Source organism: Cryobacterium sp. Y57 (genome assembly GCF_002929505.1).
GTDB lineage: Bacteria > Actinomycetota > Actinomycetes > Actinomycetales > Microbacteriaceae > Cryobacterium.
The window spans coordinates 1-26,962 of the sequence record NZ_PJJL01000045.1; the positions used below are offsets into that span (position 1 = coordinate 1).

At 63.9% G+C, this 26,962-nt stretch carries 24 protein-coding genes and 1 tRNA gene; 3 read left to right on the forward strand and 22 right to left on the reverse strand.

Annotated features, from left to right (window positions below):
• Positions 1–13 precede the first annotated feature (13 nt).
• Entirely contained in the window at positions 14–838 is an 825-nt protein-coding gene (locus CXY72_RS01935; protein ID WP_104126066.1) for an IS30 family transposase, read from the reverse strand.
• On the opposite strand from CXY72_RS01935, the gene CXY72_RS01940 reads away from it, so the two are divergent.
• The gene (locus CXY72_RS01940; protein WP_233197609.1) at positions 823–2,088 is read left to right on the forward strand and encodes a tyrosine-type recombinase/integrase; all 1,266 of its coding nucleotides are present in this window, start codon (positions 823–825) and stop codon (positions 2,086–2,088) included. The two genes, CXY72_RS01935 and CXY72_RS01940, sit on opposite strands and share 16 nt — an antisense overlap.
• On the opposite strand, the gene CXY72_RS20500 is transcribed toward CXY72_RS01940, so the two are convergent.
• Together CXY72_RS20500 and CXY72_RS01950 are read right to left on the reverse strand one after the other, a co-directional pair.
• On the reverse strand, positions 1,977–2,513 hold the full coding sequence (locus tag CXY72_RS20500; RefSeq protein ID WP_104126040.1) for a DUF1643 domain-containing protein: 537 nt from the start codon (positions 2,511–2,513) through the stop codon (positions 1,977–1,979). The two genes, CXY72_RS01940 and CXY72_RS20500, sit on opposite strands and share 112 nt — an antisense overlap.
• Positions 2,514–2,746: 233 nt before the next feature.
• Positions 2,747–2,836 (reverse strand) — tRNA-Ser (locus CXY72_RS01950).
• An 86-nt stretch (positions 2,837–2,922) separates the two neighbouring features.
• On the opposite strand from CXY72_RS01950, the gene CXY72_RS01955 reads away from it, so the two are divergent.
• Positions 2,923–3,702, forward strand: a complete 780-nt coding sequence (locus CXY72_RS01955; protein ID WP_104126041.1) for an SGNH/GDSL hydrolase family protein — start codon at positions 2,923–2,925, stop codon at positions 3,700–3,702.
• A 53-nt stretch (positions 3,703–3,755) separates the two neighbouring features.
• Positions 3,756–5,120 (forward strand): DNA repair protein RadA, encoded by a 1,365-nt coding sequence (gene radA, locus CXY72_RS01960; RefSeq protein ID WP_104126042.1) that lies wholly within the window; start codon positions 3,756–3,758, stop codon positions 5,118–5,120.
• Positions 5,121–5,223: 103 nt separating this feature from the next.
• Here radA and CXY72_RS01965 read toward each other — a convergent pair whose 3' ends face one another.
• From CXY72_RS01965 to ftsH, 19 genes are all read right to left on the reverse strand, one after another.
• Positions 5,224–5,631, reverse strand: coding sequence for a dehydrogenase (locus tag CXY72_RS01965; RefSeq protein WP_104126043.1), 408 nt, complete (start codon positions 5,629–5,631; stop codon positions 5,224–5,226).
• A gap of 194 nt (positions 5,632–5,825) precedes the next feature.
• Positions 5,826–6,473, reverse strand: coding sequence for a hypothetical protein (locus tag CXY72_RS01970; RefSeq protein ID WP_104126044.1), 648 nt, complete (start codon positions 6,471–6,473; stop codon positions 5,826–5,828).
• Positions 6,474–6,601: 128 nt separating this feature from the next.
• Complete coding sequence (locus CXY72_RS01975; RefSeq protein WP_104126045.1) at positions 6,602–11,329, reverse strand: ExeM/NucH family extracellular endonuclease; 4,728 nt, start codon at positions 11,327–11,329, stop codon at positions 6,602–6,604.
• A gap of 189 nt (positions 11,330–11,518) precedes the next feature.
• The gene (locus CXY72_RS01980; RefSeq protein WP_104126046.1) at positions 11,519–12,034 is read right to left on the reverse strand and encodes an amino-acid N-acetyltransferase; all 516 of its coding nucleotides are present in this window, start codon (positions 12,032–12,034) and stop codon (positions 11,519–11,521) included.
• A gap of 206 nt (positions 12,035–12,240) precedes the next feature.
• On the reverse strand, positions 12,241–14,766 hold the full coding sequence (locus tag CXY72_RS01985; RefSeq protein WP_104126047.1) for an ATP-dependent Clp protease ATP-binding subunit: 2,526 nt from the start codon (positions 14,764–14,766) through the stop codon (positions 12,241–12,243).
• 127 nt (positions 14,767–14,893) lie between these two features.
• The gene (gene cls / locus CXY72_RS01990) at positions 14,894–16,357 is read right to left on the reverse strand and encodes a cardiolipin synthase (protein ID WP_104126048.1); all 1,464 of its coding nucleotides are present in this window, start codon (positions 16,355–16,357) and stop codon (positions 14,894–14,896) included.
• Between the two features lie 6 nt (positions 16,358–16,363).
• Entirely contained in the window at positions 16,364–16,543 is a 180-nt protein-coding gene (locus CXY72_RS01995; RefSeq protein WP_104126049.1) for a hypothetical protein, read from the reverse strand.
• Between the two features lie 34 nt (positions 16,544–16,577).
• Positions 16,578–16,724 carry a hypothetical protein gene (locus tag CXY72_RS19445; RefSeq protein ID WP_158252439.1) on the reverse strand — a complete coding sequence of 49 codons (147 nt, stop codon included), beginning with the start codon at positions 16,722–16,724 and terminating at the stop codon, positions 16,578–16,580.
• A gap of 6 nt (positions 16,725–16,730) precedes the next feature.
• Positions 16,731–18,254 carry a lysine--tRNA ligase gene (lysS, locus tag CXY72_RS02000; protein WP_104126050.1) on the reverse strand — a complete coding sequence of 508 codons (1,524 nt, stop codon included), beginning with the start codon at positions 18,252–18,254 and terminating at the stop codon, positions 16,731–16,733.
• A gap of 49 nt (positions 18,255–18,303) precedes the next feature.
• Positions 18,304–19,176 carry a pantoate--beta-alanine ligase gene (gene panC / locus CXY72_RS02005; RefSeq protein ID WP_104126051.1) on the reverse strand — a complete coding sequence of 291 codons (873 nt, stop codon included), beginning with the start codon at positions 19,174–19,176 and terminating at the stop codon, positions 18,304–18,306.
• Positions 19,173–19,934 (reverse strand): Rossmann-like and DUF2520 domain-containing protein, encoded by a 762-nt coding sequence (locus CXY72_RS02010; RefSeq protein ID WP_104126052.1) that lies wholly within the window; start codon positions 19,932–19,934, stop codon positions 19,173–19,175. Before CXY72_RS02010 ends, panC begins: the two co-directional genes overlap by 4 nt.
• Positions 19,931–21,580 carry a PH domain-containing protein gene (locus CXY72_RS02015; RefSeq protein WP_104126053.1) on the reverse strand — a complete coding sequence of 550 codons (1,650 nt, stop codon included), beginning with the start codon at positions 21,578–21,580 and terminating at the stop codon, positions 19,931–19,933. Before CXY72_RS02015 ends, CXY72_RS02010 begins: the two co-directional genes overlap by 4 nt.
• The gene (locus CXY72_RS02020; RefSeq protein ID WP_104126054.1) at positions 21,577–22,122 is read right to left on the reverse strand and encodes a PH domain-containing protein; all 546 of its coding nucleotides are present in this window, start codon (positions 22,120–22,122) and stop codon (positions 21,577–21,579) included. The genes CXY72_RS02015 and CXY72_RS02020 overlap by 4 nt, the downstream gene beginning before the upstream one ends.
• Entirely contained in the window at positions 22,115–22,597 is a 483-nt protein-coding gene (locus CXY72_RS02025; protein WP_104126055.1) for a DUF3180 domain-containing protein, read from the reverse strand. The genes CXY72_RS02020 and CXY72_RS02025 overlap by 8 nt, the downstream gene beginning before the upstream one ends.
• Complete coding sequence (gene folK, locus CXY72_RS02030) at positions 22,594–23,133, reverse strand: 2-amino-4-hydroxy-6-hydroxymethyldihydropteridine diphosphokinase (protein ID WP_104126056.1); 540 nt, start codon at positions 23,131–23,133, stop codon at positions 22,594–22,596. The genes CXY72_RS02025 and folK overlap by 4 nt, the downstream gene beginning before the upstream one ends.
• Complete coding sequence (gene folB, locus CXY72_RS02035; RefSeq protein ID WP_104126057.1) at positions 23,130–23,492, reverse strand: dihydroneopterin aldolase; 363 nt, start codon at positions 23,490–23,492, stop codon at positions 23,130–23,132. The genes folK and folB overlap by 4 nt, the downstream gene beginning before the upstream one ends.
• Before the next feature lie 4 nt (positions 23,493–23,496).
• Positions 23,497–24,342, reverse strand: a complete 846-nt coding sequence (gene folP / locus CXY72_RS02040; RefSeq protein ID WP_104126058.1) for a dihydropteroate synthase — start codon at positions 24,340–24,342, stop codon at positions 23,497–23,499.
• Positions 24,339–24,908: a GTP cyclohydrolase I FolE gene (gene folE, locus CXY72_RS02045; protein WP_104126059.1), complete on the reverse strand. Its 570-nt coding sequence runs from the start codon at positions 24,906–24,908 to the stop codon at positions 24,339–24,341. The genes folP and folE overlap by 4 nt, the downstream gene beginning before the upstream one ends.
• A 6-nt stretch (positions 24,909–24,914) precedes the next feature.
• Positions 24,915–26,924, reverse strand: coding sequence for an ATP-dependent zinc metalloprotease FtsH (gene ftsH / locus CXY72_RS02050; protein ID WP_104126060.1), 2,010 nt, complete (start codon positions 26,922–26,924; stop codon positions 24,915–24,917).
• Between the last annotated feature and the right edge of the window lie 38 nt (positions 26,925–26,962).

Here is a 26,962-nt window from a genome sequence, read left to right on the forward strand (position 1 = left end):
ACCACACCACTTATCAGGAACGAGTCCCCCTCCCCACGCTCACAACTACTTGACAAAGACATTGAGATTCCCAATGACCGGGGATGATGCGGTCGTCGACTTCGGCGGGTCGTTCACTCAGGAGCGGCCCCGAGAAGCGTGAACGCCTCGCGGTGGTGCTGCGGCGGGGTAGGCGTCCACGTCGCCCGGTGCGCAGGTGACGCGTCATTTCCCGGGTTAGCCCGTGGTTCTGCGGCGAGTACAGGGCCTGGTAGATGCTCTCGTGGACGACGTTCATGGCCGGCTGGTCGGGGAAGTCGACGCTCAGCTGGTGACTGATCTGTCGTGGGCTCCACTGTTCCTTCAGCATCTTCTGGATCGCGTCGCGCAACGGCGTACTCGTGGCGAGCTTGCTTTGTCGAGGGCGTTTACGTGCCGCGTCGGCGAACGTTTGAGCAGCTCGGGGAGCGTATCTCTTGGCGCGCGGGGCTCGGTTACGGCGCACTTCTCGGCTGATGGTGGATGGGCTTCGCCCCAGCTTTGCGGCGATCTGGCGCAGGGACGTGCCGGCGTGCAGCGCACCGGCGATGTGCACCCGCTCGTCCTCGGACAGGTATCGTGGCGAGATGACAGTGGGAGCGATCCGGGAGATTGGGGCGTAGGTCGTCTCGCGGCCGTGTGCCTTTTTCACGGTCCGGCCGTGGCGCCAGCGCATCCCCGTTCGCCGATTAATTTTCAGTGTTCGACATGCTTCAGCGTTGCTGATTCCTTGCCTCATGAGCCGAGCATATTCAACTCGTGTCTCGGCCATCAGCAGCGCGCCGGTGCCCTTTTTCCGAGTTCGTGAATTGTCTTCCATCGCTACTCCTAAACGTTAGGTGTTGCGACGTTGACTGGAATACGCCCATCGAGTCTTACGCCACGACGAGCGGCAAGCGCTATCGAGTAATCTACCGGCGTCCCGATCATCTGCAGACTCAGAAGCGCGGGTTCCGAACGAAAAGAGACGCCGAGCTCTACCTGTCGGCCATAGAGATCAAGAAGGCTACCGGTGAATACATCGATGCCACCGCATCGAAGGCCCTGATCACCGTGTTGGGTGCTGACTGGCTGGCATCTCAGACACACCTCAAGCCGTCTTCGCTTCACCCCGTTGAGGTTGCGTGGAGGCGATACGTCCTTCCGACCTGGGGCACCTACAAGGTCGGCCAGATTCGCCACAGCGACGTGCAGATTTGGATCTCGCAGCTGATTGCGGGCCGCAGCGCGACAACCGTTTTACGGATTTATGGTGTGCTGGCCGCGATCCTTGATGTTGCGGTCAAGGATCGCCGCATTCCCTCGAATCCTGCGCGGGGCGTCACCCTGCCGCGTAAGACGAAGGGTCAGCACGCATACCTATCGCACCGACAGGTCGCTCTGCTCGCACAAAACTCCCGTAAGCACTCGACTCTCGTTCTCGCCTTGGCCTATACCGGGTTGCGCTGGGGCGAAGCGACCGCCTTGCGAATTCGCGACGTGGACACGGTGCGCCGGCGCCTCCAGGTGCACGAAAATGCGGTGAGCGTCAGTGGGACGATCCACGTCGGCACACCCAAGACGCATCAAGCGCGCGCGGTCCCCTATCCCACGTTTCTCAATCCGCTCTTCGTCGAACTCATGAAAAACTCCACAGGGGGCACTCGCGGTCGCGGCGAGCTGCTTTTCGGAAGTGGCCTCGATTACGTCCGCAGCCCCGATTCCCGGCGCGGTTGGTTTGTGTCGGCGGTGCGCAAATCGCAGACTGCCGACAGCACGTTTCCGCGAATGACTTTGCACGATCTACGCCACACCGCAGCGAGCCTGGCCATCTCCGCCGGCGCCAATGTGAAAGCCATCCAACGAATGCTTGGCCACGCGTCGGCAGCAATGACTCTCGACACCTACGCCGACCTTTTCGACGATGATCTTGACTCGGTGGCCGACGCGCTCGACGACGCTCGACGACGCTCGAACTCTCAGCATCGACTGAGTCTCGATCCACCGATCAGCTTGGAGGCCGTGTGCAGATCATGTCCTTGGACAGGCCAGGACGTCGGTGACAGTTCGCTCGGCAGGTACAGCGGATGACTTGGATGCCCTCGCTTCGTCGTCCGCAGGCAGGTGAGCATGTCGAATCCAGGAATTGACAGCACCTCTTTGACGCGCTCTGGCTTGGCGTGCATGCCCCAGGCGGCGACCAGTACTTCACCGCTCGCGCCAGCGTCTTCCAGATAGCGGTCGTTGTCTGGACCAATGGGATCAGCTGCGGTCCACAAGTCGGCCGGCTGCGTTGCCCGGAACGCGTAGAGGTTCACGACGTTCAGCCCTCCGAGCCCCCAATGCCGGGCGAATCCGATACATCGCCGAAGCGTTGGATCATCCGAGTGCTCATCCGCGGTGGATGGGTTCAGCATTACGAAAGTCGCGCGCGGACCGTCAGACCACACTCTGGAAAGTCGATAGCGATACATTCGATTTTTCGAAAGTTCAGCTCGCTTGTCGACTTCGATCATTCATCACTATCTCACGGTGATCCGAGCCGGCGAAAACGGGCCTGGACCTGCCCCGTGAGCGTGCTCCCGCGATGCGCAGCACGAGGCTTAATATGCCACTTTTCATCACGTTGATCCTCGTTTTCCACACCAAAATTTTTTCAAGTGTTGCCAAAATGTTGCCAAAACGGCCATTCGGGCAAAGAAGAACCCCCTGCTCCCCAGTGAAACACTGGGTTGTAGGGGGTTTTTCGTGGCGGTACCGGTGGGATTTGAACCCACGGTGGAGTCTCCCCCACACGACTTTTCGAGAGTCGCACCTTCGGCCGCTCGGACACGGTACCGCCGTCGATTCTAGTAGAGACTCGGAGTCGACGCGAATCGGCCAACATGCAGCAGACACACGGATGCTGCGGAGTAGCCTCAGCGAATGACCTCACCGACCCCGCGCATCCGCTCTTTTATTACTGCCGGTGCCGCCGCCGTCACAACCGGCGCGGTTCTCTACACGACCTGGTTCCGCCGTGACCTCGAACAACAGAAGGTCATTCTCAACGACACCCTTCCGGTGCACTCGGCATGGTGGCGCGACAACGCCAAACACCCAGGCGAACTGCTCTACGTCGCGATCGGCGACAGTGCCGCGCAGGGTATCGGGGCCTCCAGCCCGAACAAAAGCTACGTCGGCGTTCTCGCCGACCACGTACGGCTGGCGACCGGACGGACCGTCCGCGTCGTGAACCTCAGCGTGTCTGGCGCAACCGTGGCTTTGGCTGTGCGCGACCAGCTTCCGCGTTTCGACAAGCTGACGCCCGACCTCGTCACGGTCGCGATCGGTGCGAATGACATCGCCCAGTGGAATCCGAAAGAGTTTGAAGCTGGCATTCGCACGGTGTTCGCCGACCTGCCTCCGCACGCCCTCGTCGCCGACCTCCCCTGCTTTCACCTGCCGCACAACGAAATCAAGGTGGCGGCAGCCAACGAGATCATTCGCCGGATCGCCGCCGAGCACAAACTGACGGTGGTTTCGCTGCACGCAACGACCAAACGGGCCGGACTTCGCAGCATCTTGACCCACGTCGCCAAGGATCTCTTTCACCCCAATGACCGTGGCTACCGGTCCTGGGCGGAAGCGTTCCTGCCGTCGATGAGCGCTGACATTGCGCATCGTTTTTCAGCGGTCAGCCCTACGTCAACCGAGGCCGACTAAAGCACGCGCCGCGTGCGCGGCCACCTGTCGGCGGCCACGGCTAGGCTCGGAATATGGCAAAATCCGTCTCCTCTTTTCGCTGCTCTGAGTGCGGCTGGACCACTCTCAAATGGGCAGGTCGTTGCGGCGAATGCCAGCAGTGGGGCACCGTCGTCGATGCTGGCCAGAGCATCGGCATCACCCGCAAGCTCAAGGCCATCACGCTGGTCGGCGACGGCATCGCACGCCCCATCACCCATGTTGAGACGGATGCCGCCGCTCACTGGCCGACGGGTATCAACGAGTTCGACCGGGTGCTCGGCGGTGGCATCGTGCCCGGGTCGGTGGTTCTGCTCAGCGGCGAGCCGGGCGTCGGCAAGTCTACGCTGCTGCTCGAAGTCGCCTCCAAGGCAGCGGCGGCGAAGAGCCGCGTGCTCTACGTCAGCGCCGAAGAGTCCGTGAGCCAGGTGCGATTGCGCGCCGAACGCACCAACGCGCTCGAACCCGAACTGTACATCGCCGCCGAAACCGACCTCGGGGTCATTCTTGGGCAGATCGACGCGGTCAAGCCCGACCTCATCATCATCGACTCCGTGCAGACCGTGTCGAGTGCGCTCTCCGACGGTTCGCCGGGCATGCCCAGCCAGGTACGGGAGGTGGCCTCCACTCTGATTCGGGTGGCCAAAGACCGCAATCTACCGGTCCTGCTGGTCGGTCACGTCACCAAAGACGGCTCGATTGCCGGGCCGCGGGTGCTGGAGCACCTGGTCGATGTGGTTTGCCAGTTCGAGGGGGATCGCCAAACGTCGCTCCGATTCATTCGGGCGCTGAAAAATCGGTTCGGACCGACCGACGAGGTCGGCTGCTTCGAGATGACCGGTGATGGCATCGCCGAGGTGCCCGACCCCAGCGGGTTGTTCCTGAGCCGAGCCACCGAGCCGGTCGATGGCACCTGTGTCACGGTCGCTCTGGAGGGCCGACGTGCCATGCCGGTCGAAGTGCAGGCGCTCGTCACCGACACCCAGGCTCCGAACCCGCGCCGCGTCACGAGCGGCGTCGATTCAGCCCGCGTCGCCATGTTGCTTGCGGTGTTGCAGGAGCGCGCGGGCATGAATCTGTCGACCAAAGATGTCTACGTGTCGACGGTCGGCGGTATCCGTCTGAATGAGCCGGCAGCCGATCTGGCAATTGCGCTAGCCATCGCCTCGGCGTTCACCGGTCTCGCGGTGGCGCACAACGTGGTCGCGTTCGGCGAGATCAGCCTGGCCGGCGAGGTTCGAGGCGCGCTCATGTCCAAGCAACGCGTGAACGAGGCAATGCGCCTGGGCTTCACCACCCAGATCGACGCTGCCTGCGGCTCGATTCATGCGGCGGTTGCCCTCGCGCTCGGCACCACCCGCAATTCACGCGACGCCGAACTCGATCGGGCGTGGGGATAGGCCAGCGCGGTTCAGCGGATCGGTGACGCACGGAACATGCACAATGCGCGATTCAGACGCGCGTTAGGCACGCGCGTTAGGCACGCGCGTTAGGCACGCGCCGTTATTCGCCGTCGCTGCGGCCGAGCTGCGGGCTCAGTGCCTTCAGCAGGTCAGCCGGAGCGGCCTGCATGACATTCGGCCCGGCGATGTCGAAGAAGACCATTTCCAGCGTCGCGGCGTGCACGGTGAGAAACTCCCGCAGCCACTGGCCATCGCAGACCATGACCTGCGGGTTGATGTCGTCGGGAACCACACGCACGTAGTTCTCCGCCGCGGAGAAGAGCAGCAGCATGCGCTTGTCGGAGCCTTCGCGGCCGAAAACCCGGACCTGTGCCGCCTCGCCGTTGACGACGAGTTGAGGCACGATCATATAGTCGTTACGCAGCGCATAGGCGACGGCGACGACGTCCTGCGCCGCCAGTGCAGCGGCAAGAGCCTCGGAACGGGTGTTGGCAGTCGTATCGGTCACTCATCCATTCAATCAGGCGTGGCCGTGCGGGCCCAACTGGCGGCGCATGCCACGAGCGAACGGATGCGAAAGTCTCCATGCCAACGCTAGGTATGCACTACCGAGAGATTTTGCGACGCCCCGTAATTTCGACATGAACGCATCGAAGCGGCTCAATTCTGCCGGTCATACGGACCGTTCTTTGGCACCGGTCCCTAATTCAAAATCATGAGCGCCGGGGTGGCCGCCTTGATGCCGTCCACGGTCACGTGCAGGTAATAGGACGCTCCGCCGGCCGGAACCGCAGTGCGGGTTGCGGCTTCACAGGTATCAACGGCCGAGCGGGTGCGATCCCAGGTGATCGGCGTAGCGAGTGGCATGACAACCCCGGGCTTGAGGGTCACCTGGGCGTCGATCGGGTTGGTCTGGCAGTCGGTCGAGGTCCAGTACACGTCCGTTCCGCTCATCACGGTGAATACCTGCCTGGCGTTACCGGCATTGATCACACAGTCGGTCGTGCCGATGTTGGTCAGGCCTAGCGACAACTGCGGCAGGACGTCGGCTGCGTAATTCGTCGCGTCGGTGATGGCCGCGACCTCTACCGCAGAGGGGTCGCAGGCAGTGCCGTTGACGGCGGTGGCCGTCTCGGGAATCGTGCTGGCGGCATCCGTCGGTGCGGCCGACTCGGTCGAGGCTGCCGCGGGTGATTTCGAGGTTTCCGCGTCGCCCTTGCTGGCTCCCGGTCGCACAATGATGAGGAAGAGAATGACGAGCACGGCGAGAAGCCCGAGCCCCACTACGAAACGCCGGCGCCGGTACACCTTGCTGGACTGGCGGCCGACCGATTGCTTGATCGTCGACATGCCCCAAGGTTATTGAAGACGGTGCCAGAAGCCGGTAATGGTGTGCGTGTCGGCAGCAATTGGTGCCGGAAGAATTGAGAGCCCGCCCGCAACCGACGCGGTGCGGACGGGCCCGCGCAATAGCGGGGCTAGCGGGGTGCGTTCTTCAGCGGCTTTTTGGGGTGGTCGATTTTGACATCGGTCCAACCGATCACGTCACCGCTCGCATTCTGCACAGAGACGCTGTACCGGCCGTGCTTGAGGTCCTCGGCGAGAGTGACGCTCACAGTACCCTCGGCGCTCACGAGCAACCAACCACCGAGGTTGTGGGCTTTCTTCTTGGAGTAGGCCCATACCGACACATATTCTCCGGCGTGCTTCATTCCGACCTCGACGACAGCCGCGTCACCGGCCCGATAGGAATTCTGGTCGGTGTCGATCGCGTTTTTGAGCTTCTTCGTCAACTCTTTCGCTGAGGCAGCGGCGGGTGCCTCTCCCGGTTCGGCATTCACGGCCACCGCGACAGCCAGGCGCACGATGGTGCCCGATTCGACGGCCGTCATCTCCAGCACGCTGTTTTCGATCGCATCGGCCGGTACCGTAACGGTCACGGTGGCCGTACCCGTCGAATCAACGGATACCGTACCCACGTCGGCACCTGACCACTTCAGCGCGAGTTGCGTGTTTTTCGGGGCGCCGAGCGAGGTGAGGTTGAGATCTCCGACGGTGAGGGTGAGAGCGTCACCCGGGTTGACCGCTGCCATGGGGGCCCCGGTGATCGAGGCCTGGTTGGCATTGAACGACGGTGACAGCGGGCTGTTCTGTTGGATGTAGGAAATCCAGGCGTCCCGGTCGACGAGGCCGGAGTCCCGGGTATCCGTTCCATTTGCGAACTCGCGAAAATTGTCGCCGCCGGTGAGGAGAAAGTTGAACGAACCGATGCGGTAGGACTGTGCCGGGTCGAGCTGCGTCCCGTCGATCCAGATGCCCGTCACACGGTCGCCCGCGGCACGAGCGGCATCGAAGGTGTAATTCACGTTGTCACTCAGGCCGAGTTGCAGGAACGGGCGGCTCGGAATCGTGCCATCGGCGTTGGTCTGCCACTGCTGTTCGAGAACGGACTTGAACTGTGCGCCGGTGAGACTTGTCGTCCACAGGTTGTTCAGGAACGGCAGGACCGCGTTCGCCTCGGCATACGTCACGACACTGTCGGGAGCGAGCGAGAGGTCGGCACGGATACCACCGGGGTTGACGATGCCGATCTCGGCGTCGCCGATGGCAGGGTCGGCCAGGGATGCGCGCAGCGAGTTGGCGACGAGGGAACCCAGGGAAGAGGGAGCCATACGATTTTCGGCGCACGGGGCGACTCCGCCGAGGCAGGCCCGGGTGATGTCGGCGCTGATCGACCCCACGGGCACGTTACCCTGGAGCGCCGCCTCCGCCAGCGCGGCATTCGTTATCGCCTGCACTTCGGCAACGCGCGGATAGCCGGCCGCGAGGTCGGCATCGGGCGCGGTGGAGCGGGCTACGTTGCGGTTGGCCACGGTGGTCGTATCACCTGAGGCGATGTCGTAGCGGAGCACGACCTGCCCGATGTTCTCGCCGTAGCTGCCGGTCTGAAGCACGGGGCGAGTCACGCCAGCGGCCGCGCCGGGGACTTGGGCGTTCCACGCATACTGCTTGTGCGTGTGGCCGGTGAAGATCGCGTCGACCGCGGCCGACGTGTCATTCACGATGCTCGCAAAGGCTCCGCCAGCAGCGAGTTCCTGCTCGAGCGTTGCACCGTCTGGCATTCCCGCGCCGGCGCCCTCGTGGTATTCGGCGATCAGCACATCCGCTTCGCCGTTGGACGGGTCACCGTCGGTCAGTTGGGATGCCACTCGGTTGACAGCCGCGACCGGGTCGCCGAAGCTCAGGGTCGCAATTCCGTTGGGTGACACGAGCGCGGGGGTCTCTTCGGTGACCGCGCCGATTACACCCACGGTGATGCCGGCCACGTCGAGCAGGGCGTATTCCTTCATCGCGGGCGTTTCCGTGCCGACGTTGTATACGTTCGCTCCGAGATAGTCGAAGTCGGCCGCGTCGGCCACCCGCCCGGTCAGGTCGCCGAAGCCCTGGTCGAACTCGTGGTTGCCCACGCCGGAAACAGCGAGGTCGAGGGCGTTGAGCACGTCAATGGTGGGGCGGTCATTTTGCGACGCCGATGCGAACAACGAGGCGCCGATGTTGTCGCCGTTCGACAGGAACAGCGAGTTCGCGTCGCCGTACTCGGCGCGAAGCTGTTCGACGGTTCCCGCGAACTTGACGGTGTTCGCGTCAATGCGTCCGTGGAAATCGTTGATGTTGAGCAGGTTGAGTTCGACAGCAGTCGGTGTCTTGAGGTTGAGACCAAGCACAACCGGGTCGTGATCCGAGGAGCGGAATGCGTCGGCGGCGTAGAAGTCGGTCACGTTGTTGTTGTACCGGCTGTACTCGAGGGCGACCGACTCTACCGAGTTGATGTTCCAAACATCGACGGCGTTCACCACGGCATCCGCTTCGGGCGAGGCGAAGACGTGGTCAAGCGAACCAACCGTGCCGCCGAAGGCATAGGTGTATTCGCCGCTGTTGTCGCCCTGGTTGATATAGCCGGCCTCGAGCAGTACCCGAATCGGGTCTTCCATGTCGTAGGCGTTGAAGTCTCCGGTGAGGAAGACCCGGTCGATGCCGGAATCGGTCTTGACCTCGTCGGCGAAGGCCACGAGCGCGCGGGCTTGCTCGATGCGGGTCGGGTTGGATGCTCCCTGGCCGTCACCCTGGTCGGCATTGTCTCCAGTGCCCGACCCCTTTGATTTGAAGTGGTTGACGATGGCGAGGAAGCTGCTCTCGTCATCGCCGATGAGCTGAAATGCCTGGGCCAGCGGTTCGCGCGCACGACCGTTGAAGGCGACGGACTCGGTCAGGATGATCGAATCCCCCACCGTTTCGACGACAGCCGGCTTGTAGATGAACGCGGTGCGAATGACATCTTCACTGGCTGGGACAGCGGTCGGTGAAGCCACGAACGCCCACACGTTGCTACCCGCTGAAGCGTTCAGCGCCGCGGTCAGGTTCGCGAGGGCATCGTCGCGATCCTTGCCGAACGCGGCCGAATTCTCGATCTCTTCGAGCGACACCACGTCGGCGTCGAGAGCGTTGATGGCCGAGACGATCTTGGCCTGCTGGCGTTCGAAACTGATCTGGGTCGCGGCGCCGCGGGCGTCGCATCCGCCGCTCACCGTGGTCGGCACGCCGGCCCGGTCGTTGTAATACCGGCAGCCATCGAGCGTGTCTCCCGTGGTGGAGAAATAGTTCAGAACGTTGAAACTGGCCAAGCGGATGTCCCCACCCACGTCTTCCGGCGCGTTCGTGCGGGTATCGGCAAAGGTCACCGGCTGCGCGGTCGCGGCGTTGGCCGGGACGAGGGCCGTGGTCGGCTGAAACTTCCAGGCGTCGTTGCGAAAGTCGAAGACGACCGGAGACAGAAACGACACCGCAGCGCCGATGCGCACCGGAGCGGTCGTCGACAGGTACGGAACCGGGCTGCCCTGGTTGGCGGCGGCGAGGTAGTTGGTGGTAGCCCCGTCGTCGAGCGTGACCGCGCGGCCGGCGTTCTCGGCGAGCGCTGTCTGGTACTGGGCTGATCCGGGCAGTGCGGTCACGCTCGGATTGACCAGCGGCGTCGTTCCGGTGGCGAGTCCGATCTCGGCGTACTGGTTGGTCCGATAGTTATTGGTGACGGTGAAGTCGCCCTGCGGCGCGAGCAGCATACCCTCAAGGGTTTCCCGCTGTTGTGTGGTGGTCGGCACTGAGACCGCGGCGGGTGTCACGGCCACAGCGCTGTCGGTGAGCTGGGTGACATCGCCCACCGTGCCGAAGGTGACCTCGGTCATGCCGAAGAATTCTACGACGGTGCCCACGACTTGCACGTAGTCGCCGACCTGAACGTTGGCTTTCGCGGATTTCGAGTACGCGAAGACACCGTGCGAAGCGGTGTGGCTGGACAGGTCGATCTCACCACCGGTACCAGCGGTCTGCAGATAGAACCCGTCGAAGCCTCCGGTCGGGTAGGCGGCCGTGACCACACCGGAAGTCTTGACGACGGTTCCGGCGAGCGGGCTCGTGTCGGTCGTGCCTTGGATTGCGTCGATCGCTGTCAGGTCGTCGGGCACCGGGGTCGGCTCGGGGTCTGGCCCCGGTTCAACCGGGCTTCCCGTGTCACCGGCCGTGTTCGTCGGCGTGGGCTCGTTCAAGCGGAAATCAGCGGCGTTCACGTCGGTGTCGGCAAACGTCGTGCGATTCACTGAGCTGGTGACGGATGCTGCGGCTGCGGCCGTCCCCTCAAACGTGTTCGAGGTTCCGTAGCCGATCAGGTCGAGAATTTGCGCCTGACCGGTGAGCGAACCCGTGGCGGGGGCATTCAGCGCCGTGGACTGGTTGGCGAAGAAGATCGTGCCGCCGCCGGCGGCGAAGGAGGCGCCGAGTGAAGCATCCGGCGTCGGCAATACGGCACCGTTGGCGGCGTTCGAGCTGCCCTGCACGAGATAGTAGCCGCCGGCCGCGATCGTGCCGGTCAGAGCAACGACCCCGGTTGGGTTCGATGATCCGCCGGCCGAGCGGTATTGAATCGAAGTGCCGACGAGGGACACATCGGCGTCAGTCGGGTTGTACAGCTCGACGAACTTGTTCAGGTAGGTCGCGCCCGAGCTTCCCCCGTTCAGGTACGCCTCATTGATGACGACTCCGGTGCCGGCAGTATTGGCGTTGGCCGGTATGGCGATGATCGGAGCGGCCGCGAGGCTCACCCCGAGAAGCGTGGCGAAAACCAACCTGGAGCGGCGGCGAACGGCGGATGACATGGATCTCCTCATTCATAGGTCGTGTCATCGCACCCGGGGCCGTGCGATCCAAAGACTTCCCGGCCCATGGAGTGGCGGGTGCAATTAAGCGCAGCCTAGCGACGGCCCATGTCCGGGGGGTAAACACCGCCTACTTTGCTCGTATGAGCACCGTTCAATGCCCGATTCGACCGCTCCGGCCCCAATTCGTCAGTTCAGTCGCTTCACCATGCGGGTGTTGCCGAGAGTGTTCGGCTTCACCCGGGCCAGGTCGAGAAACTCGGCCACACCCTCATCGGGCGACCGCACGAGCTCGGCATAGACGGCTGGGTCGACGGTTTCGGTGCCCATATCACTGAACCCGTTGCGAGCGAAGAAACCCACCTCGAAGGTGAGGCAGAACAGTCGGCTGAGGCCGAGGCCCTGGGCATCCGCTTCGAGGCGTTGCATTATCGCGTAGCCGACGCCGCGACCGAGCCATTTCGCGTCGACGGCGAGGGTGCGCACCTCGCCGAGATCCTCCCACATGACGTGGAGGGCGCCGCAACCGATCAGAGCGCCGGAAGCATCAACGGCCACCCGAAATTCCTGCACCGCCTCGTAGAACACGACGCGATCCTTGCCGAGCAGAATGCGCTGCTGCACGAGCGGTTCGACGAGCGCTTCTATGCCGGGCACGTCACTCGTGCGAGCGCGGCGCACCGTATATCCCGTTTCCAAATTCACTCTTCCAGTCTATTGATCCCCCTTCCACCGACTCTCCCCGCGCGTAACTCCTGCAATTCATGTTCGCTTCGACCGGCAACCCTTGGAAAGACGCGGAACTTGACTCGATGCTCCACAATTTGCAGGAGTTGTGCGCACGCAGGGCCGCCCCGGGCACAGAAAAGGCCCGGCAGACGAAATCTGCCGGGCCTTATTCACTGAAACTTCTAGTCGCTGGTGATAGCCAGGTCGGGGGTGGCCGGACCGGTGCCGATCGCGGCGGACGTGTTCACTCCGACGCCGACCGGGTCAACCCTGGTCGTCGTGGTGAAGATGTACGCGCCATCGACGTAATCCACGTGCACGTGGTCGCCAGCATTGAGCTCGCCCTGCAGGATCTTCTCCGACAGTCGATCCTCCACCTCGCGCTGAATCGCACGACGCAGCGGCCGAGCACCGAGCGTTGGGTCGAAACCGACCTCGATCAGGTGTTCCTTCGCCGGAACGGTGACCTCGACGGTCATGTCACGGTCGAGCAGACGCACACCAAGTCGTTTGATGAACAGGTCGACGATCTGCAGCAACTCGGGCTTGGTCAGCTGCGGGAACACGATGATCTCGTCCACGCGGTTCAGGAACTCGGGCTTGAAGTGCTTCTTCAGCTCATCCTTCACCTTGCCGGCCATGCGCTCATACCCGGTGGTGCTGTCGCCTTCCAGCTGGAAGCCGACCGGTCCGCCCGAGATGTCCTTGGTACCGAGGTTGGTGGTCATGATGATGACGGTGTTCTTGAAGTCGACCACGCGACCCTGGCCATCCGTCAACCGGCCCTCTTCCAGAATCTGGAGCAGGGAGTTGAAGATGTCGGGGTGAGCCTTCTCGATCTCGTCGAACAGCACCACGGAGAACGGCTTACGGCGCACCTTCTCGGTGAGCTGACCACCCTCTTCGAAGCCGACGAACCCGGGAGGCGCACCGAACAGGCGCGACACGGTGTGCTTCTCGCCGTACTCACTCATATCGAGCGAGATCATGGCGGCCTCGTCGTCGAACAGGAACTCGGCGAGCGCCTTGGCGAGCTCGGTCTTTCCAACACCGGTGGGGCCGGCGAAGACGAACGAACCAGAGGGACGCTTCGGGTCTTTCAAGCCGGCCCGGGTGCGACGGATGGTCTTGGCGAGTGCCGAGATGGCCTCTTCCTGACCGATGACGCGCTGGTGCAGTGCCTTTTCCATGAAGACCAGCCGCGAGGATTCTTCCTCGGTGAGCTTGAACACCGGAATACCGGTGGCCTGGGCCAGAACTTCGGCGATCAGGCCTTCGTCGACGACCGCGGTGGTCTTGACGTCGCCGGACTTCCACTTCTTCTCGAGGCGCAGACGCTCGCCGAGGAGGTCCTTCTCCTCGTCGCGCAGGCCGGCAGCCTTCTCAAAGTCCTGCTCTTCGATGGCGAGTTCCTTGGCGGCGCGCACCACGGCGATCTTTTCGTCGAATTCGCGCAGCTCCGGTGGGCTCGAGAGGATCGACAGACGCAGGCGGGCGCCGGCCTCGTCGATCAGGTCGATGGCCTTGTCGGGCAGGAACCGGTCGGAAACGTAACGGTCGGCAAGGTTCGCCGCAGCCACGAGTGCACCATCGGTGATGGACACCTTGTGGTGTGCCTCGTAACGGTCGCGCAGTCCCTTCAGGATGTTGATGGTGTGCGGCAGCGACGGCTCATCCACCTGAATCGACTGGAAGCGGCGCTCGAGGGCGGCATCCTTCTCGAAGTGCTTGCGGTACTCGTCGAGGGTGGTCGCACCGATGGTCTGCAACTCACCACGGGCGAGGAGTGGCTTCAAGATCGACGCGGCATCGATGGCGCCCTCGGCGGCACCGGCACCGACCAGGGTGTGGATCTCGTCGATGAAGACGATGATGTCGCCGCGGGTGCGGATCTCCTTGGTGACCTTTTTCAGGCGCTCTTCGAAGTCACCGCGGTAGCGGCTGCCGGCGATGAGCGAACCGAGGTCGAGCGAGTAGAGCTGCTTGTCCTTGAGCGTCTCGGGCACATCTCCCTTGACAATCGCTTGGGCGAGGCCCTCCACGACGGCGGTCTTGCCGACGCCAGGCTCACCGATCAGTACGGGGTTGTTCTTGGTGCGACGTGAGAGGATCTGCATGACCCGCTCGATTTCTTTCTCGCGCCCGATGACCGGGTCGAGTTTGTTGTCGCGGGCCATCTGGGTGAGGTTGCGACCGAACTGATCGAGCACCTGGCTGCCGGCCGTGTTCGCCGCCTGCTCGTTGGCACCGACCTGCACCTGCTCCTTCCCCTGATATCCGGAGAGGAGCTGGATGACCTGCTGGCGCACACGGTTGAGGTCGGCGCCGAGCTTCACGAGAACCTGAGCGGCGACGCCCTCACCCTCGCGAATGAGGCCGAGCAGAATGTGCTCGGTTCCGATGTAGTTGTGGCCGAGCTGCAGCGCTTCGCGCAGGCTCAGCTCGAGAACCTTCTTCGCCCGCGGCGTGAAGGGGATGTGGCCGGTGGGCTGCTGCTGCCCCTGGCCGATGATGTCCTGAACCTGCTCGCGCACGGCGTCCAGCGAGATGCCGAGGCTCTCCAGAGCCTTGGCGGCGACGCCTTCACCCTCGTGAATCAGCCCGAGCAGAATGTGCTCGGTACCGATGTAGTTGTGGTTGAGCATCTTGGCCTCTTCCTGGGCCAAAACGACGACGCGACGAGCTCGGTCGGTAAATCTTTCAAACATGTGATCGCTCCCTTGGCGCCAGGGCAGTTGGTGCCGTTACATTGAGAGTAGCCAGCCTGCGCCGCTTCCGGGCGTTTGTTCGCCCTAGGCGTGACGGATGCTGTGAGCCGCCCCTGCCGGCAGGTCGTCATTGCACCGCGGAGGTCAGCCTGGCGAGGTTGTCGAGAATGGTGGAGCGCAGCGGCTGCTTGCGCCATTCTTCCAGGGTCAGCTCGCGGCTGTTCAAGCGGTTCTCGTCTTCCATGGCACGCAGGTTGCGCACAAACGACCGCCCGCGCACCATGAGTGACACCTCCATGTTCAGGCTGAACGAGCGCTGGTCCATATTGCTCGACCCGACAACGGCGACCTCATCGTCGATGGTGAAGTGCTTGGCGTGCAGAATGTAGGGCGCCTTGTACATGTAGATGCGCACTCCCGCAGTCAGCAACTCCTCGTAGTAGGAGCGTTGGGCGTGATAGACGACGGCCTGATCACCGATCTCCGACACGATCAACTCCACGTGAAGACCCCGTTGCACGGCGGTCGTGATGGCGTACATGATCGATTCGTCCGGCACGAAGTACGGGCTCGTGATGATGATGCGATCCTGCGCGTAATACAGCAGCGCAAGGAACAGGCGCAGGTTGTTCTCGCCCTTGAACCCAGGGCCGCTCGGTACGACCTGGCAGTCGAGCGCATCCGTGACCGGCCGCGGATGCACCGGCTCGATGTCGCGGGTGAGCAGCTCGTTGGTCTCGCTGTACCAGTCGGTGATGAAGATGGCATTGAGCCCCGACACGATCGGGCCCTCCAAGCGGGTCATGACGTCCTTCCACTTCAAACCGCGACGAATATTGCCTCTCATGTTGTAGCTGCGGTCGATGATGTTCTGCGATCCCATGAACCCGACCAGGCCATCGACGATGAGCAGTTTGCGGTGGTTGCGCAAGTCGGGCCGTTGCCATTTCCCCTTGAACGGTTGCACCGGCAGCATGAGCTCCCACTTGATTCCAGCATCCGTCAATCGTTTCTTGGTTTGGCGAAAACCGGGCTTGCGCATGGACTGGATATGGTCCATAAGCACGCGCACACTCACACCGCGCTTGTGTGCATTCTCGAGGGCATCGAAGAAGGGGGCGGTGGTGTGGTCGAGCGAGAGAATGTAGAACTCGACGTGCACATATTTCTGGGCCCGGTCGATGTCGGCGATCATGGTGTCGAAGGCCACTTGGTATTCGCCGATCAGGCTCGCCGTATTGTCGCCGACCAGGGGCATCGCTCCGAGGTTGCGGTTGAGCTCGACGACTGACTCCAGCCAGCTCGGCCACGGGTGGTCATGCTGGACGCGTTCCATGCCCTCGGTGCTGTCCAGGATGAACTGGTTGATCTCTTCCTGCATGGCGAGGCGTTTTCGGGGCAGAACGCGGTAGCCGATCAGCAAAAAAAGCAATACGCCTACGTACGGAATGAAAAAGATGGTCAGCAACCACGCCATGCCCGACATGGGACGGCGGTTGCGCGGAACCACGATGATGGCCACGACACGAACGGAAAAGTCAACGATCAAGGCCAGCAGAACGGTGATGGTCAGGCCGTCGATGCCGCGCATCGGTACTTAGGTGACCGGTTTGTCGAGACCGAGTCGGGCGCGTTCTTCGGCTTCGATTTGGGCATACACCTTACGTTCAGTGCGATCGGCGCGCAGAATTGAGCGCAGCATCAACCAGAACATCAGGGCAAGCGCAATGGTGGGCACGACCGAAAAGACCGCGTTACCCCAAAAGTTCTCAATCACGCTTTCAGCTTACGTGCAAAGGCTGGGAGGGTAGCTATTTGCTGAGCAGTCCGACGATGCCGCTACCGAGAAAATAGACGCCGACGCCACCCACAATCACCCAGATCGCGATGCGGTTCATCGACGGCGGTTTACGCCCCCCTCGGTCACCCTTGAGCGCGTCATCGGACAGATACATCATCGCAACCTACTTCACCAGTGGAAAGAGAATCGTCTCACGAATACCGAGACCGGTCAGTGCCATCAGCATGCGGTCAATGCCCATACCCATACCCCCGGTTGGCGGCATGCCGTATTCGAGCGCGCGCAGAAATTCTTCGTCGAGGCGCATGGCCTCCGTGTCTCCCCCGGCGGCGAGGCTCGCCTGCTCGATGAAGCGTTCACGCTGCACAACCGGGTCCACCAGTTCGGAGTAGCCGGTGGCCAGTTCAAATCCGCGCACGTAGAGGTCCCACTTCTCGACCACGCCGACCACAGAGCGGTGCCCGCGCACGAGCGGACTGGTGTCGATGGGAAAGTCCAAGACGAAGGTCGGGCGCACCAGATCGCCCTTGACGAAGTGCTCCCACAGCTCTTCGACATACTTGCCGTGAATGGGGTGGTCGATCTCGATGCCTTCACGTGCGGCGAGCCGGGCCAGGTCGGCGAGGGGCGTCTCGGGCGTGATCATGATGCCGGCTGCTGCCGACAGGCTGTCGTACATGCCAATGCGGTCCCAGTCACCACCGAGGTCGAACAGGGTCCCGTCGGCCCAGGTGACCACGTGCGAACCGGCGATCGCGAAGGCGGCATCCTGAATCAGCTTCTGGGTGAGATCGGCGATGGAATTGTAATCGCCGTACGCCTCATACGCTTCGAGCATCGCGAACTCGGGCGAGTGAGTGGAGTCGGCGCCCTCGTTACGGAAGTTGCGGTTGATCTCGTAGACCCGGTCGATGCCGCCGACGACCGCGCGCTTCAAGAACAGTTCGGGGGCGATCCGCAAAAAAAGTTCGGTATCGAAGGCGTTGCTGTGGGTTTGGAATGGCCGAGCGGATGCCCCGCCATGCATCGTTTGCAGCATCGGGGTCTCTATTTCGATGAACTCAAGGTCGGTGAACGTCTTGCGCAGGCTCGCCACCGCCTTGGATCGGGACAATACGTTGGTGCGGGCCTGTTCCCGGCTGATCAGATCGAGGTAGCGGCTGCGCACCCGGGTCTCTTCGCTGAGTTCGGAGTGCAGGTTGGGCAGCGGCAACAGGGCCTTCGCGGCGACCGTCCAGTCGACGACCATGATCGACAGCTCACCGCGGCGGCTGGAGATGACCTCGCCCGCCACGAACACGTGGTCACCAAGGTCGACGAGGTCTTTCCAGGCGGTGAGGGATTCATCGCCGACGGCAGCGAGGGAGACCATGGCCTGGATGCGGGTGCCATCGCCGCTTTGCAGGCTCGCGAAGCACAGTTTGCCGGTGCTGCGCAGGTGCACGATGCGGCCGGCCAGTCCCACGGTGACGCCGCTGGTGGCATCCGCTTCGAGCTGGCCGAATTCGGCGCGCACGGCCGGAATGGTGTGGGTGACCGGAACCGACACCGGGTACGCACCACCGGCCGGGCTCGCAGCGGCCGCGTTCAGGCGGTCGCGTTTGCCGAGGCGCACGGCCTTTTGCTCGTTCATCTCCGCGTCGGAGAAGCCTTCGTCGTTCGAGGCTGGCGTAGGGTTCTGGCTCATGCGGTTCTCCGTTGGTGCTGTTGTTTCACAAAAAAGCGGATGCTGCGACTCACCCCAGGTTGAGCGACACGTTGTCGATCAACCGGGTCCTGCCAACGCGCGCGGCCACGAGCAACCGCGCCGGCCCGCGATAATCGTCGTGCACGGCCAGAAGGGTGTCCGGGTGCACGATCACAAGATAGTCCAGTTTAACCAACGGCCGGGCGGCAATGCGTGCGTGCGCAGCGGCGAGGGCGGCGGCGGCGCCGGTCTCTGCCGCTTCCACGGCCGCGGTGAGCGCGGCGAACAGTGCCTGCGCGGCCGTGTGCTGCGCCTCGTCGAGGTAGCGATTACGACTGGACAGTGCCAGCCCACCCGGCTCCCGCACGGTCTCGACGACCTCGATGGCGCTACGCACGCTGAGCTCGTCTACCAAGCGCTGCACGAGAAAAGCCTGCTGGCCGTCTTTCTGGCCGAAAACTGCGACATCCGGGGTCACGATGCCCAGCAATTTCGCCACAACGGTGAGCATTCCGTCGAAGTGCCCTGGTCGCGCGGCACCCTCATAGAGGGCGCCGACTGGGCCGGCGGTGACGCGGATGCCGCTCCCCCCGCCCGGAAACATCTCACGCGCACTCGGCGCGAACACACACGAGACGTTCTCCGCTCCCAGCGCGACGAGGTCAGCGTCGAGCGTGCGCGGGTAACTGTCGAGGTCTTCGCCGGCACCGAACTGCAGCGGGTTGACGAAAATCGACACCACCACGATGCCGCCCAATGCGTGCGCTCGTCGCACCAGCGCGAGATGGCCGGCGTGCAGGGCGCCCATTGTCGGCACGAGCACGATGCGCGTATCACCACCGGTCAGCGCAGCACTGTCGCGGGCCCGCCCCAGACGGTCCTGCAATTCGGCGATGGTATTCACTACTTGGATGGTGCTCATTCGACCTCCCGGTCGTCGTCAATCGGACGCTGCCGCTTCGCTATTTCGTCGAACCCGGCGAGGTCCAACCGTTTTGGGCTCGTGCGCGCAAGAGCGTTTTCCATCGCGGAGCGCAGCAGCGGACCAAGAATAGCCCCCGGATGTTCCAGACCGATCCCGGCGAGCAGGTGCGTGGCCTGCTCGACGATCGAGGTGGAGAAGGCGGTAGCGATTTGGATGGCTTCGGCGTAGCTGGCCCGGTCGGCCTCGGCGACGATGAGCGGTTCGCCGCCCATCTCCACGGCGAGCGCCTGTCCAATCGGCAGCACCGGGCTGGGGGCGGTCACGGCGAAGTAGCTGTCGGCAAGCCGGGCCAGGTCGAGGCTGGTACCGGTGAACGCCATGGCCGGGTGGATGGCCAACGGAATAGCGCCGGCGGCCTGCGCCGGCGCGAGCACCGTGGTGCCGTAGCGAGCGGAGGTGTGCAGCACCAGCTGGCCGGGCTGCCAGGTGTTTGTTGCCGCGAGCCCCTTCACGAGGCTATCCAGCTGAGCGTCGGGCACGGCAATAATGACCAGTTCGCTGCGTTCGACGACTTCGGGCACCGTCAGGATCGGCACGAGCGGCAAGATGGCTTCGGCCCGATCACGGCTGGCCTGCGAGATCGCGGAGATGCCGACGATCGCGTGCCCGGCACCCGCGAGCGCGGCACCGAGAATAGGGCCGACGTGGCCGGCGCCGATGATACCGACGCCGAGGCGTCCCGGTTTGGAATTCATTCCGATGCTTTCTGCGTTGGTGGGGTGGTGCGGCTCCAGTGGTGGCTGGTGTCGGCGAGCGCCGACCGTACCGCCCCGGTGGACATCCACTCGAACAGTACGAGGGCTTCGTCGACGTCGATGACGCTGAGTGAGGCGGTGACCGGGCCGGAGACCGTGTGCAGGGCAGCCGACGCGAGCCGCAGGCGACGACGAATCGCGCCCTGGCTGATGCGCACTCCCTGCATGCGGGCCAAGGGTACCAGAATCAGGTCGCGAGAGAGGACGCCACGCCGGATCAGGGCGACGCTGCCCGACACCGCCCAGCCGGTGCGCCACCAGGAGAACGGGCGCAGCCAGACGGCCCGGGCGGGCGCATTGCTGTAGAAATCGGCGACGCCGGCGTTACGCTTGCGGCCGCCGAGCATGCCGTTTTCGATCAGGGCACGATGGGTGTCCGTGTCAAAGCCGGGCAGCGCGAGTTGCAGTACCTTTTCAACGTCGGCCAGGGTCCCGACCGGCAGCAGCGTGGTTCCCGTCACCGCGGTCGAGCTGCGACCGGAGGCCTGCCCGGCCGTGTTGATGCTGATCTTCCACCAGCCGAATCGACGCCAAAGAATGGGCTGCGACACCTCGATAGCATGGATACGCCCCGGAGGCAGGGTCTGACTGCTGGTCGAGAGCAGCCCGTAACCGACACGTACGCCATCAGGGGTGCCCGCAATGCTGAACCGCAGCGTCTTGGTGATGCGGGAGAAGTAATACCCGACACTGCCGATAAGGCCGGGCAGCACGGCCACGAGCACCCAGCCGCTGCTTCCGGCGACGACGCTGATAACCAGGCCGATACCGGCCAGCAGCAGGAAGACGGTGAAGCCGCTGAGTACGACCGACCCGATCAGGCGGCGCAGTGGAATACGCACCACCGAGTGCGGTAAAGCGGCATCGGGGTCGAGTTCCGGTGCCCGAAACTCGTGGAATCGCGCGCTCGCGAAGTCGCTGAGGGCGGAATGAGCAGCGGGCACTCCGTCTATGGCCGGCGCTTGGTCGACCGGCGCTTGGTCGACCGGCGCAGCGGGCGCCGCGGCTTGCTGTTTGGCCTGCCGCAGGCCGGAGGCGAGATGCAGGATATCGCGGCGCAGGTCATCCGCGAGTTTCGAACCGAGGTAGGCGAGCTGCACGTTGCCGTCCTGCCCAGCGACGGTGATTTCGAGCCGAGCAGCGCCAAACAGCCGCGGAATCAGCGGCCGGGTCAGGTTGACGCCCTGCACTCGATCGAGACGGGCTTTGCGATTACTGCGAAAGACAAGGCCGCTGCGCACGTCAACGATTTCTCCGGTCACGCGAAAGGTATGCGTGCGCCAGGACAGGTAGAAGACCACCAGAATCACCAGCAGCACGCCAGCGATGATGAGCAAAGCCCACCCGGTTGCTCCGCGCTCGTAGATGGTATCGATCGGATCGCCGCCGTAATTCTCTTCGCCGATGAACAGGTCGATGAGGCGTTCGCGCAGGTTCGCGATGATGAAACCGATGATGGCCACCATGAAAATGCCGCCGCGCAGCAGCGGTGTCGCCGGGTGGAGGCGGTGCCATTCGCCATCGGTGAGATCGGTGCGCGGCGCGGCGAAGGGCGGCCGTGAGCGAGCAACCGGTTCCTTGTTCACAGCCCCGCCCGGCGGCTCTCCGCCAGTTCCACCAGCCGGTCACGCAGGCTCTCCGCATCGGCCTCGGCCAGGCCGGGAATAGACACGCCGGCACTCGCAGCGGCCGTCACGAACTTGAGGTCTGCCAGGCCGAGCCAGCGCGCGACCGGGCCGCGAGTGATGTCGATGAGTTGCATGCGCCCGTAGGGCACCGCCACGAAACGTTGAAAGAGGATACCCCGGCGAAAGAGCAGGTCATCCGCGCGCAGCAGGTATCCGATGGAGCGCACCCGGCGCGGCTCGAACACGAGGTTGATGATTGACACGGCGAGGACCACGATCCCCACCCACATCGCCCAGGTCTGCTCGAGCAGCAGCCACAGCAGGGTCGCTCCGCCGCAGACCACGACGGCGTTGACGACGGTGCCGACGATCTCCACCACCACGTACTTCGGAGACACCCGCTTCCATTCGCCGGTCCCGGCCAGTTCGAGCCGAGCGGACGATGCAGGGGTCGGTTCAGCCTGCTGGCCGGCGCAGGGGTTGAGTTCGCGATCAAGCACGGGTACCTCCCAAGTCGTCGATATCGTCGTCGGTGTCGTCGTCGGGAGGGAGGGTGCAGAAGTGTTCGGCCACGAGACCGGCCGTGAGCATGAGGGCCGCGCCAATGGCCGTGCCGACCGCGAGCCACAATGACGTGACAGCGGGAACGACCGATCGAGTGAGAATGTACAGCACGATGCCGAGGGCTGCGCCAAAAAGCAGCGATGCCGAAAGCGAGGTCGCCTTCGACAATACGGCGACCCGCATAGCCCAGAACGGGTCGATGCGGCGCAGCGCCTTACGACGGCTGCCCTGGCGCACCTGCCATGCCAGGCTGACGATCACGACGCCCAGCAGAATCAGAGTCAACGGCAGGGTGACCGGCGGGACCACGATCGGGGCACCGGAGGCCGCGAAGGCGATCTCGACGAGAAAGCCGACGACGAGACCGATAAGCAGAACGGCCAACAACCCCGTCGCCTGTGAACGCTTCATTGCCGTGTTCCGAGAGTCGGTGCCAGTGCGGCGGTATCCGGCGCTCGTCGCACCGTGTTGCCGGTTGCGGCCAGCAGGTCGCGCACCACCCCGCGGCCGGGGATAGCGGCCTTGGGGTCGAGATCAAGCCAGGGTGCGAGTACGAAATCACGTTCCGCCGCGCGTGGGTGCGGCAGGGTCAGACGGTCGTCGTCGACCCTCAGTTCTCCGAACACGATGAGGTCGATGTCGAGCGTGCGGTCGCCCCAGCGTTCAGCGCGCACCCGGCCGTGCTCCGCCTCGATGGCGTTGACAGCGTCGAGCAGGGTGTACGGGTCACCGCTGTAGTCGATGGTCAGCACCGCGTTGAGGTACTGCGGAGCGGTCTCGTCGACGCCGTCGAGTTTCACCGCAGCGGATTCGTAGACGGGTGAGAGGCCAATCAGCGTGGCACCGGCCAGGCCGGCGATATCGTGCACGGCGTCGGCCAGCGTGGCCGTCCGGTCACCGAGATTGCTGCCGAGGGCGAGTACGACGCGTTCACTGCGACCGGTCATGGCCGCGACCGGGTGATCTGCACGGCGACGTCGGTGAATGGAACCGAAATGGGAGCCTGTGGTTTGTGCACCGTGACCTGCACGCGCAGCGCCGGCGGGTGGGCCAGCACGACCTTCGCGATGCGTTCGGCAACGGTTTCGATGAGGTCGACCGGGTTGTGCGCCGCCGCTGCGGTGACCTCCTCCGCGAGGGTGCCGTAGTGGATGGTCTGGGTCACGTCATCGCTGGCAGCCGCCTGGAGCAGGTCGAGCCAGACCGTCACGTCGATGACGAAGTCCTGACCGTTTTCTTTCTCAAAATCGTAGACACCGTGGTGGGCGTTCACCCGCAGGCCGGTGAGGGTGATCGAATCAGTCATAGGTCTATTGTGACGGACGCGACGCGGCGCCCGGCACCTGCCTCGTACCCGGGGGCGTCCACTGGCGCACGCTGGCGAGCACGTTGAGGGCCGTGCGCGTTGCGGCGACGTCGTGTACGCGCACGGCCCAGGCTCCGGCCTGGGCAGCCAGCACGCTGATCACCGCCGTTGGCAGGTCACGACCCAGCACGGGCGCGTCGACCGGCAGTACACCGGCGAGAAAGCGTTTGCGCGATGCCCCGACCATGACCGGGAGGCCTAGTTCGGCGAAAGCGTCGAGCCGGTTGATGAGTTGCCAGTTGTGTTCGGTCGTTTTGGAGAATCCGAGACCGGGGTCGAGCACGATGTTCTCTCGAGCTACTCCGGCGGCAGTCAAGGCGTCGACGCGGGCGCGCAGTTCGGCAATGACATCGGTGACGACATCACCGTAGTCGGAACGAGCGTCCATCTGCTGGGCATGAGCGCGCCAGTGCATGGCCACATAGGTCAGGCCGGTGTCGGCGGCGACGGCAGCCATGCCGGGGTCCGCGAGCCCGCCCGACACGTCATTGATGATGCTCGCACCCGCTTTCGCAGCCGCGAGTGCTGTGGCGGCATTGAGCGTGTCGATGCTCAGGCGCAGCCCCTGACTGGCGAGCTCCGTGACCACCGGAAGGATTCGGCGCTGCTCGTGTTCCGGCGCGACACGGGAAGCGCCGGGCCGGGTGGACTCGCCGCCCACATCGATCAGGTCGGCACCCTGGGCGTGCAGCAGCAGTCCGTGCTCGATGGCGGCATCCGTTGACGCCCACTGGCCACCATCACTGAAGGAGTCGGGGGTGACATTGAGCACGCCCATGATGAGCGTCACCCGCCAGCCGAAATCAGCGCAATGATCTCGGCGCGGGCTGTCGGTTCCATCAGGGTGCCGCGGGAGGCCATAGTCACGGTAGAACTCGCGGCTTGGCGCGAGCCACGGGTGCCGACGCAGCCGTGCACGGCGTCGAGCACGACCAACACCCCGACCGGGTCGAGTCCTTCCTGCAGGGCGTCAGCGATCTCCTCGGTCAGACGCTCCTGCAGCTGCGGCCGGGCGGCGATGGTCTCCACCACAGCCGGCAGCCGTCCGAGGCCGACGACGCGATCCCGTGGCAGATACGCCACGTGGGCGGTGCCGAGAAATGGCAGCAAGTGGTGTTCACACATCGAACGAAAGGCGATATCGCGCAGCAGCACGAGTTCACCGGTACTGCCTTCGACCGGAACGAAGTCCTGCAGCAGGTCTTGCGGATTCTGATCGAGCCCGGCGAAGAACTCGGCGTAAGCATCCGCTACCCGTCGTGGGGTGCTCTCCAGCCCGGCCCGCTCGGGGTCCTCACCGATTGCGGCGAGAATCTCCGAGACGGCTACTTGGATGCGCGCCCTGTCCACTGCCACGAGCGCCTAGGCGGTCGCGGGGCGGGGGTTGAGAGCCGGCGCGCGTTTTGGTTTGGCGTGGGGTGCGTCGCCGCTGGAGATGCCGCCATCAACGGCGTCGCCTTCGATGGGGGCCTTCGGGGCGGGCATTGCGATCGGCGGCACGTCCGAGACGGGGCGCTTGTCGCTGGAGAGCCACTGCGGACGGGGCGGCAGCTGCTCGACATTGGCGAAGATCTCGGCGAGGGCACTCTGATCAAGCGTTTCATGCTCCAGCAGGGCCGTAGCCAGCTCGTCCAGGATCACGCGGTTCTTGATGAGTACCTCATAGGCCTCGTCGTGGGCGTCTTCGAGCAGTTGGCGCACCTCGCGGTCGACGCTCTCGGCGACCCGCTCCGAGTAGTCGCGTTGGTGACCCATGTCGCGGCCGAGAAAAACCTCGCCCGAGCCCTGACCGAGCTTGAGCGGACCGACGACGCTGCTCATGCCGAACTCGGTCACCATCTTGCGGGCGGTCGCCGTGGCTTTCTCAATGTCGTTGGAGGCACCACTGGTTGGGTCGTGGAAAATGATTTCTTCGGCGACACGGCCGCCCATGGCATAGGCCAGCTGGTCGAGCAGTTCGTTGCGCGTGACCGAATAACGGTCTTCGAGCGGCATGACCATGGTGTAGCCGAGGGCCCGGCCGCGCGGAAGAATCGTGATCTTGGTCACCGGGTCAGTAAAGTTCATCGCGGTGGCGACGAGGGCGTGTCCTCCCTCGTGGTACGCGGTGATGAGCTTTTCCTTGTCGCGCATGACACGCGTGCGTCGTTGCGGTCCCGCCATGACCCGATCGACGGCCTCGTCGAGAGCACGGTTGTCGATGAGTTGGGCGTTGGACCGGGCAGTGAGCAGCGCGGCTTCGTTGAGCACGTTGGCGAGGTCGGCTCCGGTGAAGCCGGGCGTCTTGCGGGCGAGCACTTCGAGGTTGACGCCTTCAGCCATGGGCTTGCCCTTGGAGTGCACTTCCAGAATGCGCTTGCGGCCGAGCATGTCGGGTGCGTCGACGCCGATCTGGCGGTCGAACCGGCCAGGGCGCAGCAGCGCCGGGTCGAGAATATCGGGGCGGTTGGTGGCGGCGATAAGAATGACGTTGGCTTTCACATCGAAGCCGTCCATCTCGACCAAAAGCTGGTTGAGGGTCTGCTCGCGTTCGTCGTGTCCGCCACCCATGCCGGCACCACGGTGCCGGCCAACTGCGTCGATCTCGTCGATGAAGATGATGGCGGGCGCGTTTTCCTTGGCCTGGCTGAACAGGTCGCGCACCCGGCTGGCACCGACTCCGACGAACATCTCGACGAAGTCCGAGCCGCTGATGGCGTAGAACGGCACGTTGGCCTCGCCGGCCACCGCGCGGGCAAGCAAAGTTTTACCGGTGCCGGGAGGGCCGTAGAGCAGCACGCCCTTGGGAATACGCGCGCCGACCGCCTGGAACTTGGCTGGCTCCTTGAGGAAGTCTTTGATCTCTTCGAGCTCTTCGATGGCTTCGTCGGTACCGGCGACATCGGCGAACGTGACCTGCGGGCTCTCCTTGGAGACGAGCTTGGCTTTGGACTTGCCAAACTTCATGACCTTGCTGCCACCGCCCTGCATCGAGATCATGAGCCAGAAGAAGGCACCGATGAGCAAGACAGGAAGCAGGAAGCTGAGCACGCCCAGGATCCAGTTGGGCTGCGGCACCTCGTCGGTGAAGCCGTCCCTGGGGTTGGCCGCAGTCACGGCGGTGATGATCTCTTCGCCACGCGGGGCGACGTAGTAGAACTGCACCTGGGTGCCGAGATCGCCGCTGGCCTTGGTCAGCGTGAGGTCGACGCGTTGTTCGCCGTCGACGATAGTGGCTTCGGCGACATTGCCCGACTTGAGGAAGCCGAGGCCCTCTTGCGTGCTGACCTCGCGGAATCCGCTCATGGTGATGAGGCTTGACCCCACCCAGACGGCGATGACGGCGAGCACAATGTAGAGAATCGGACCGCGTAGTAGCTTCTTGACGTTCATGGTGACCTCAGGCTAGCGCTCGATTACAGGGGAAAAGC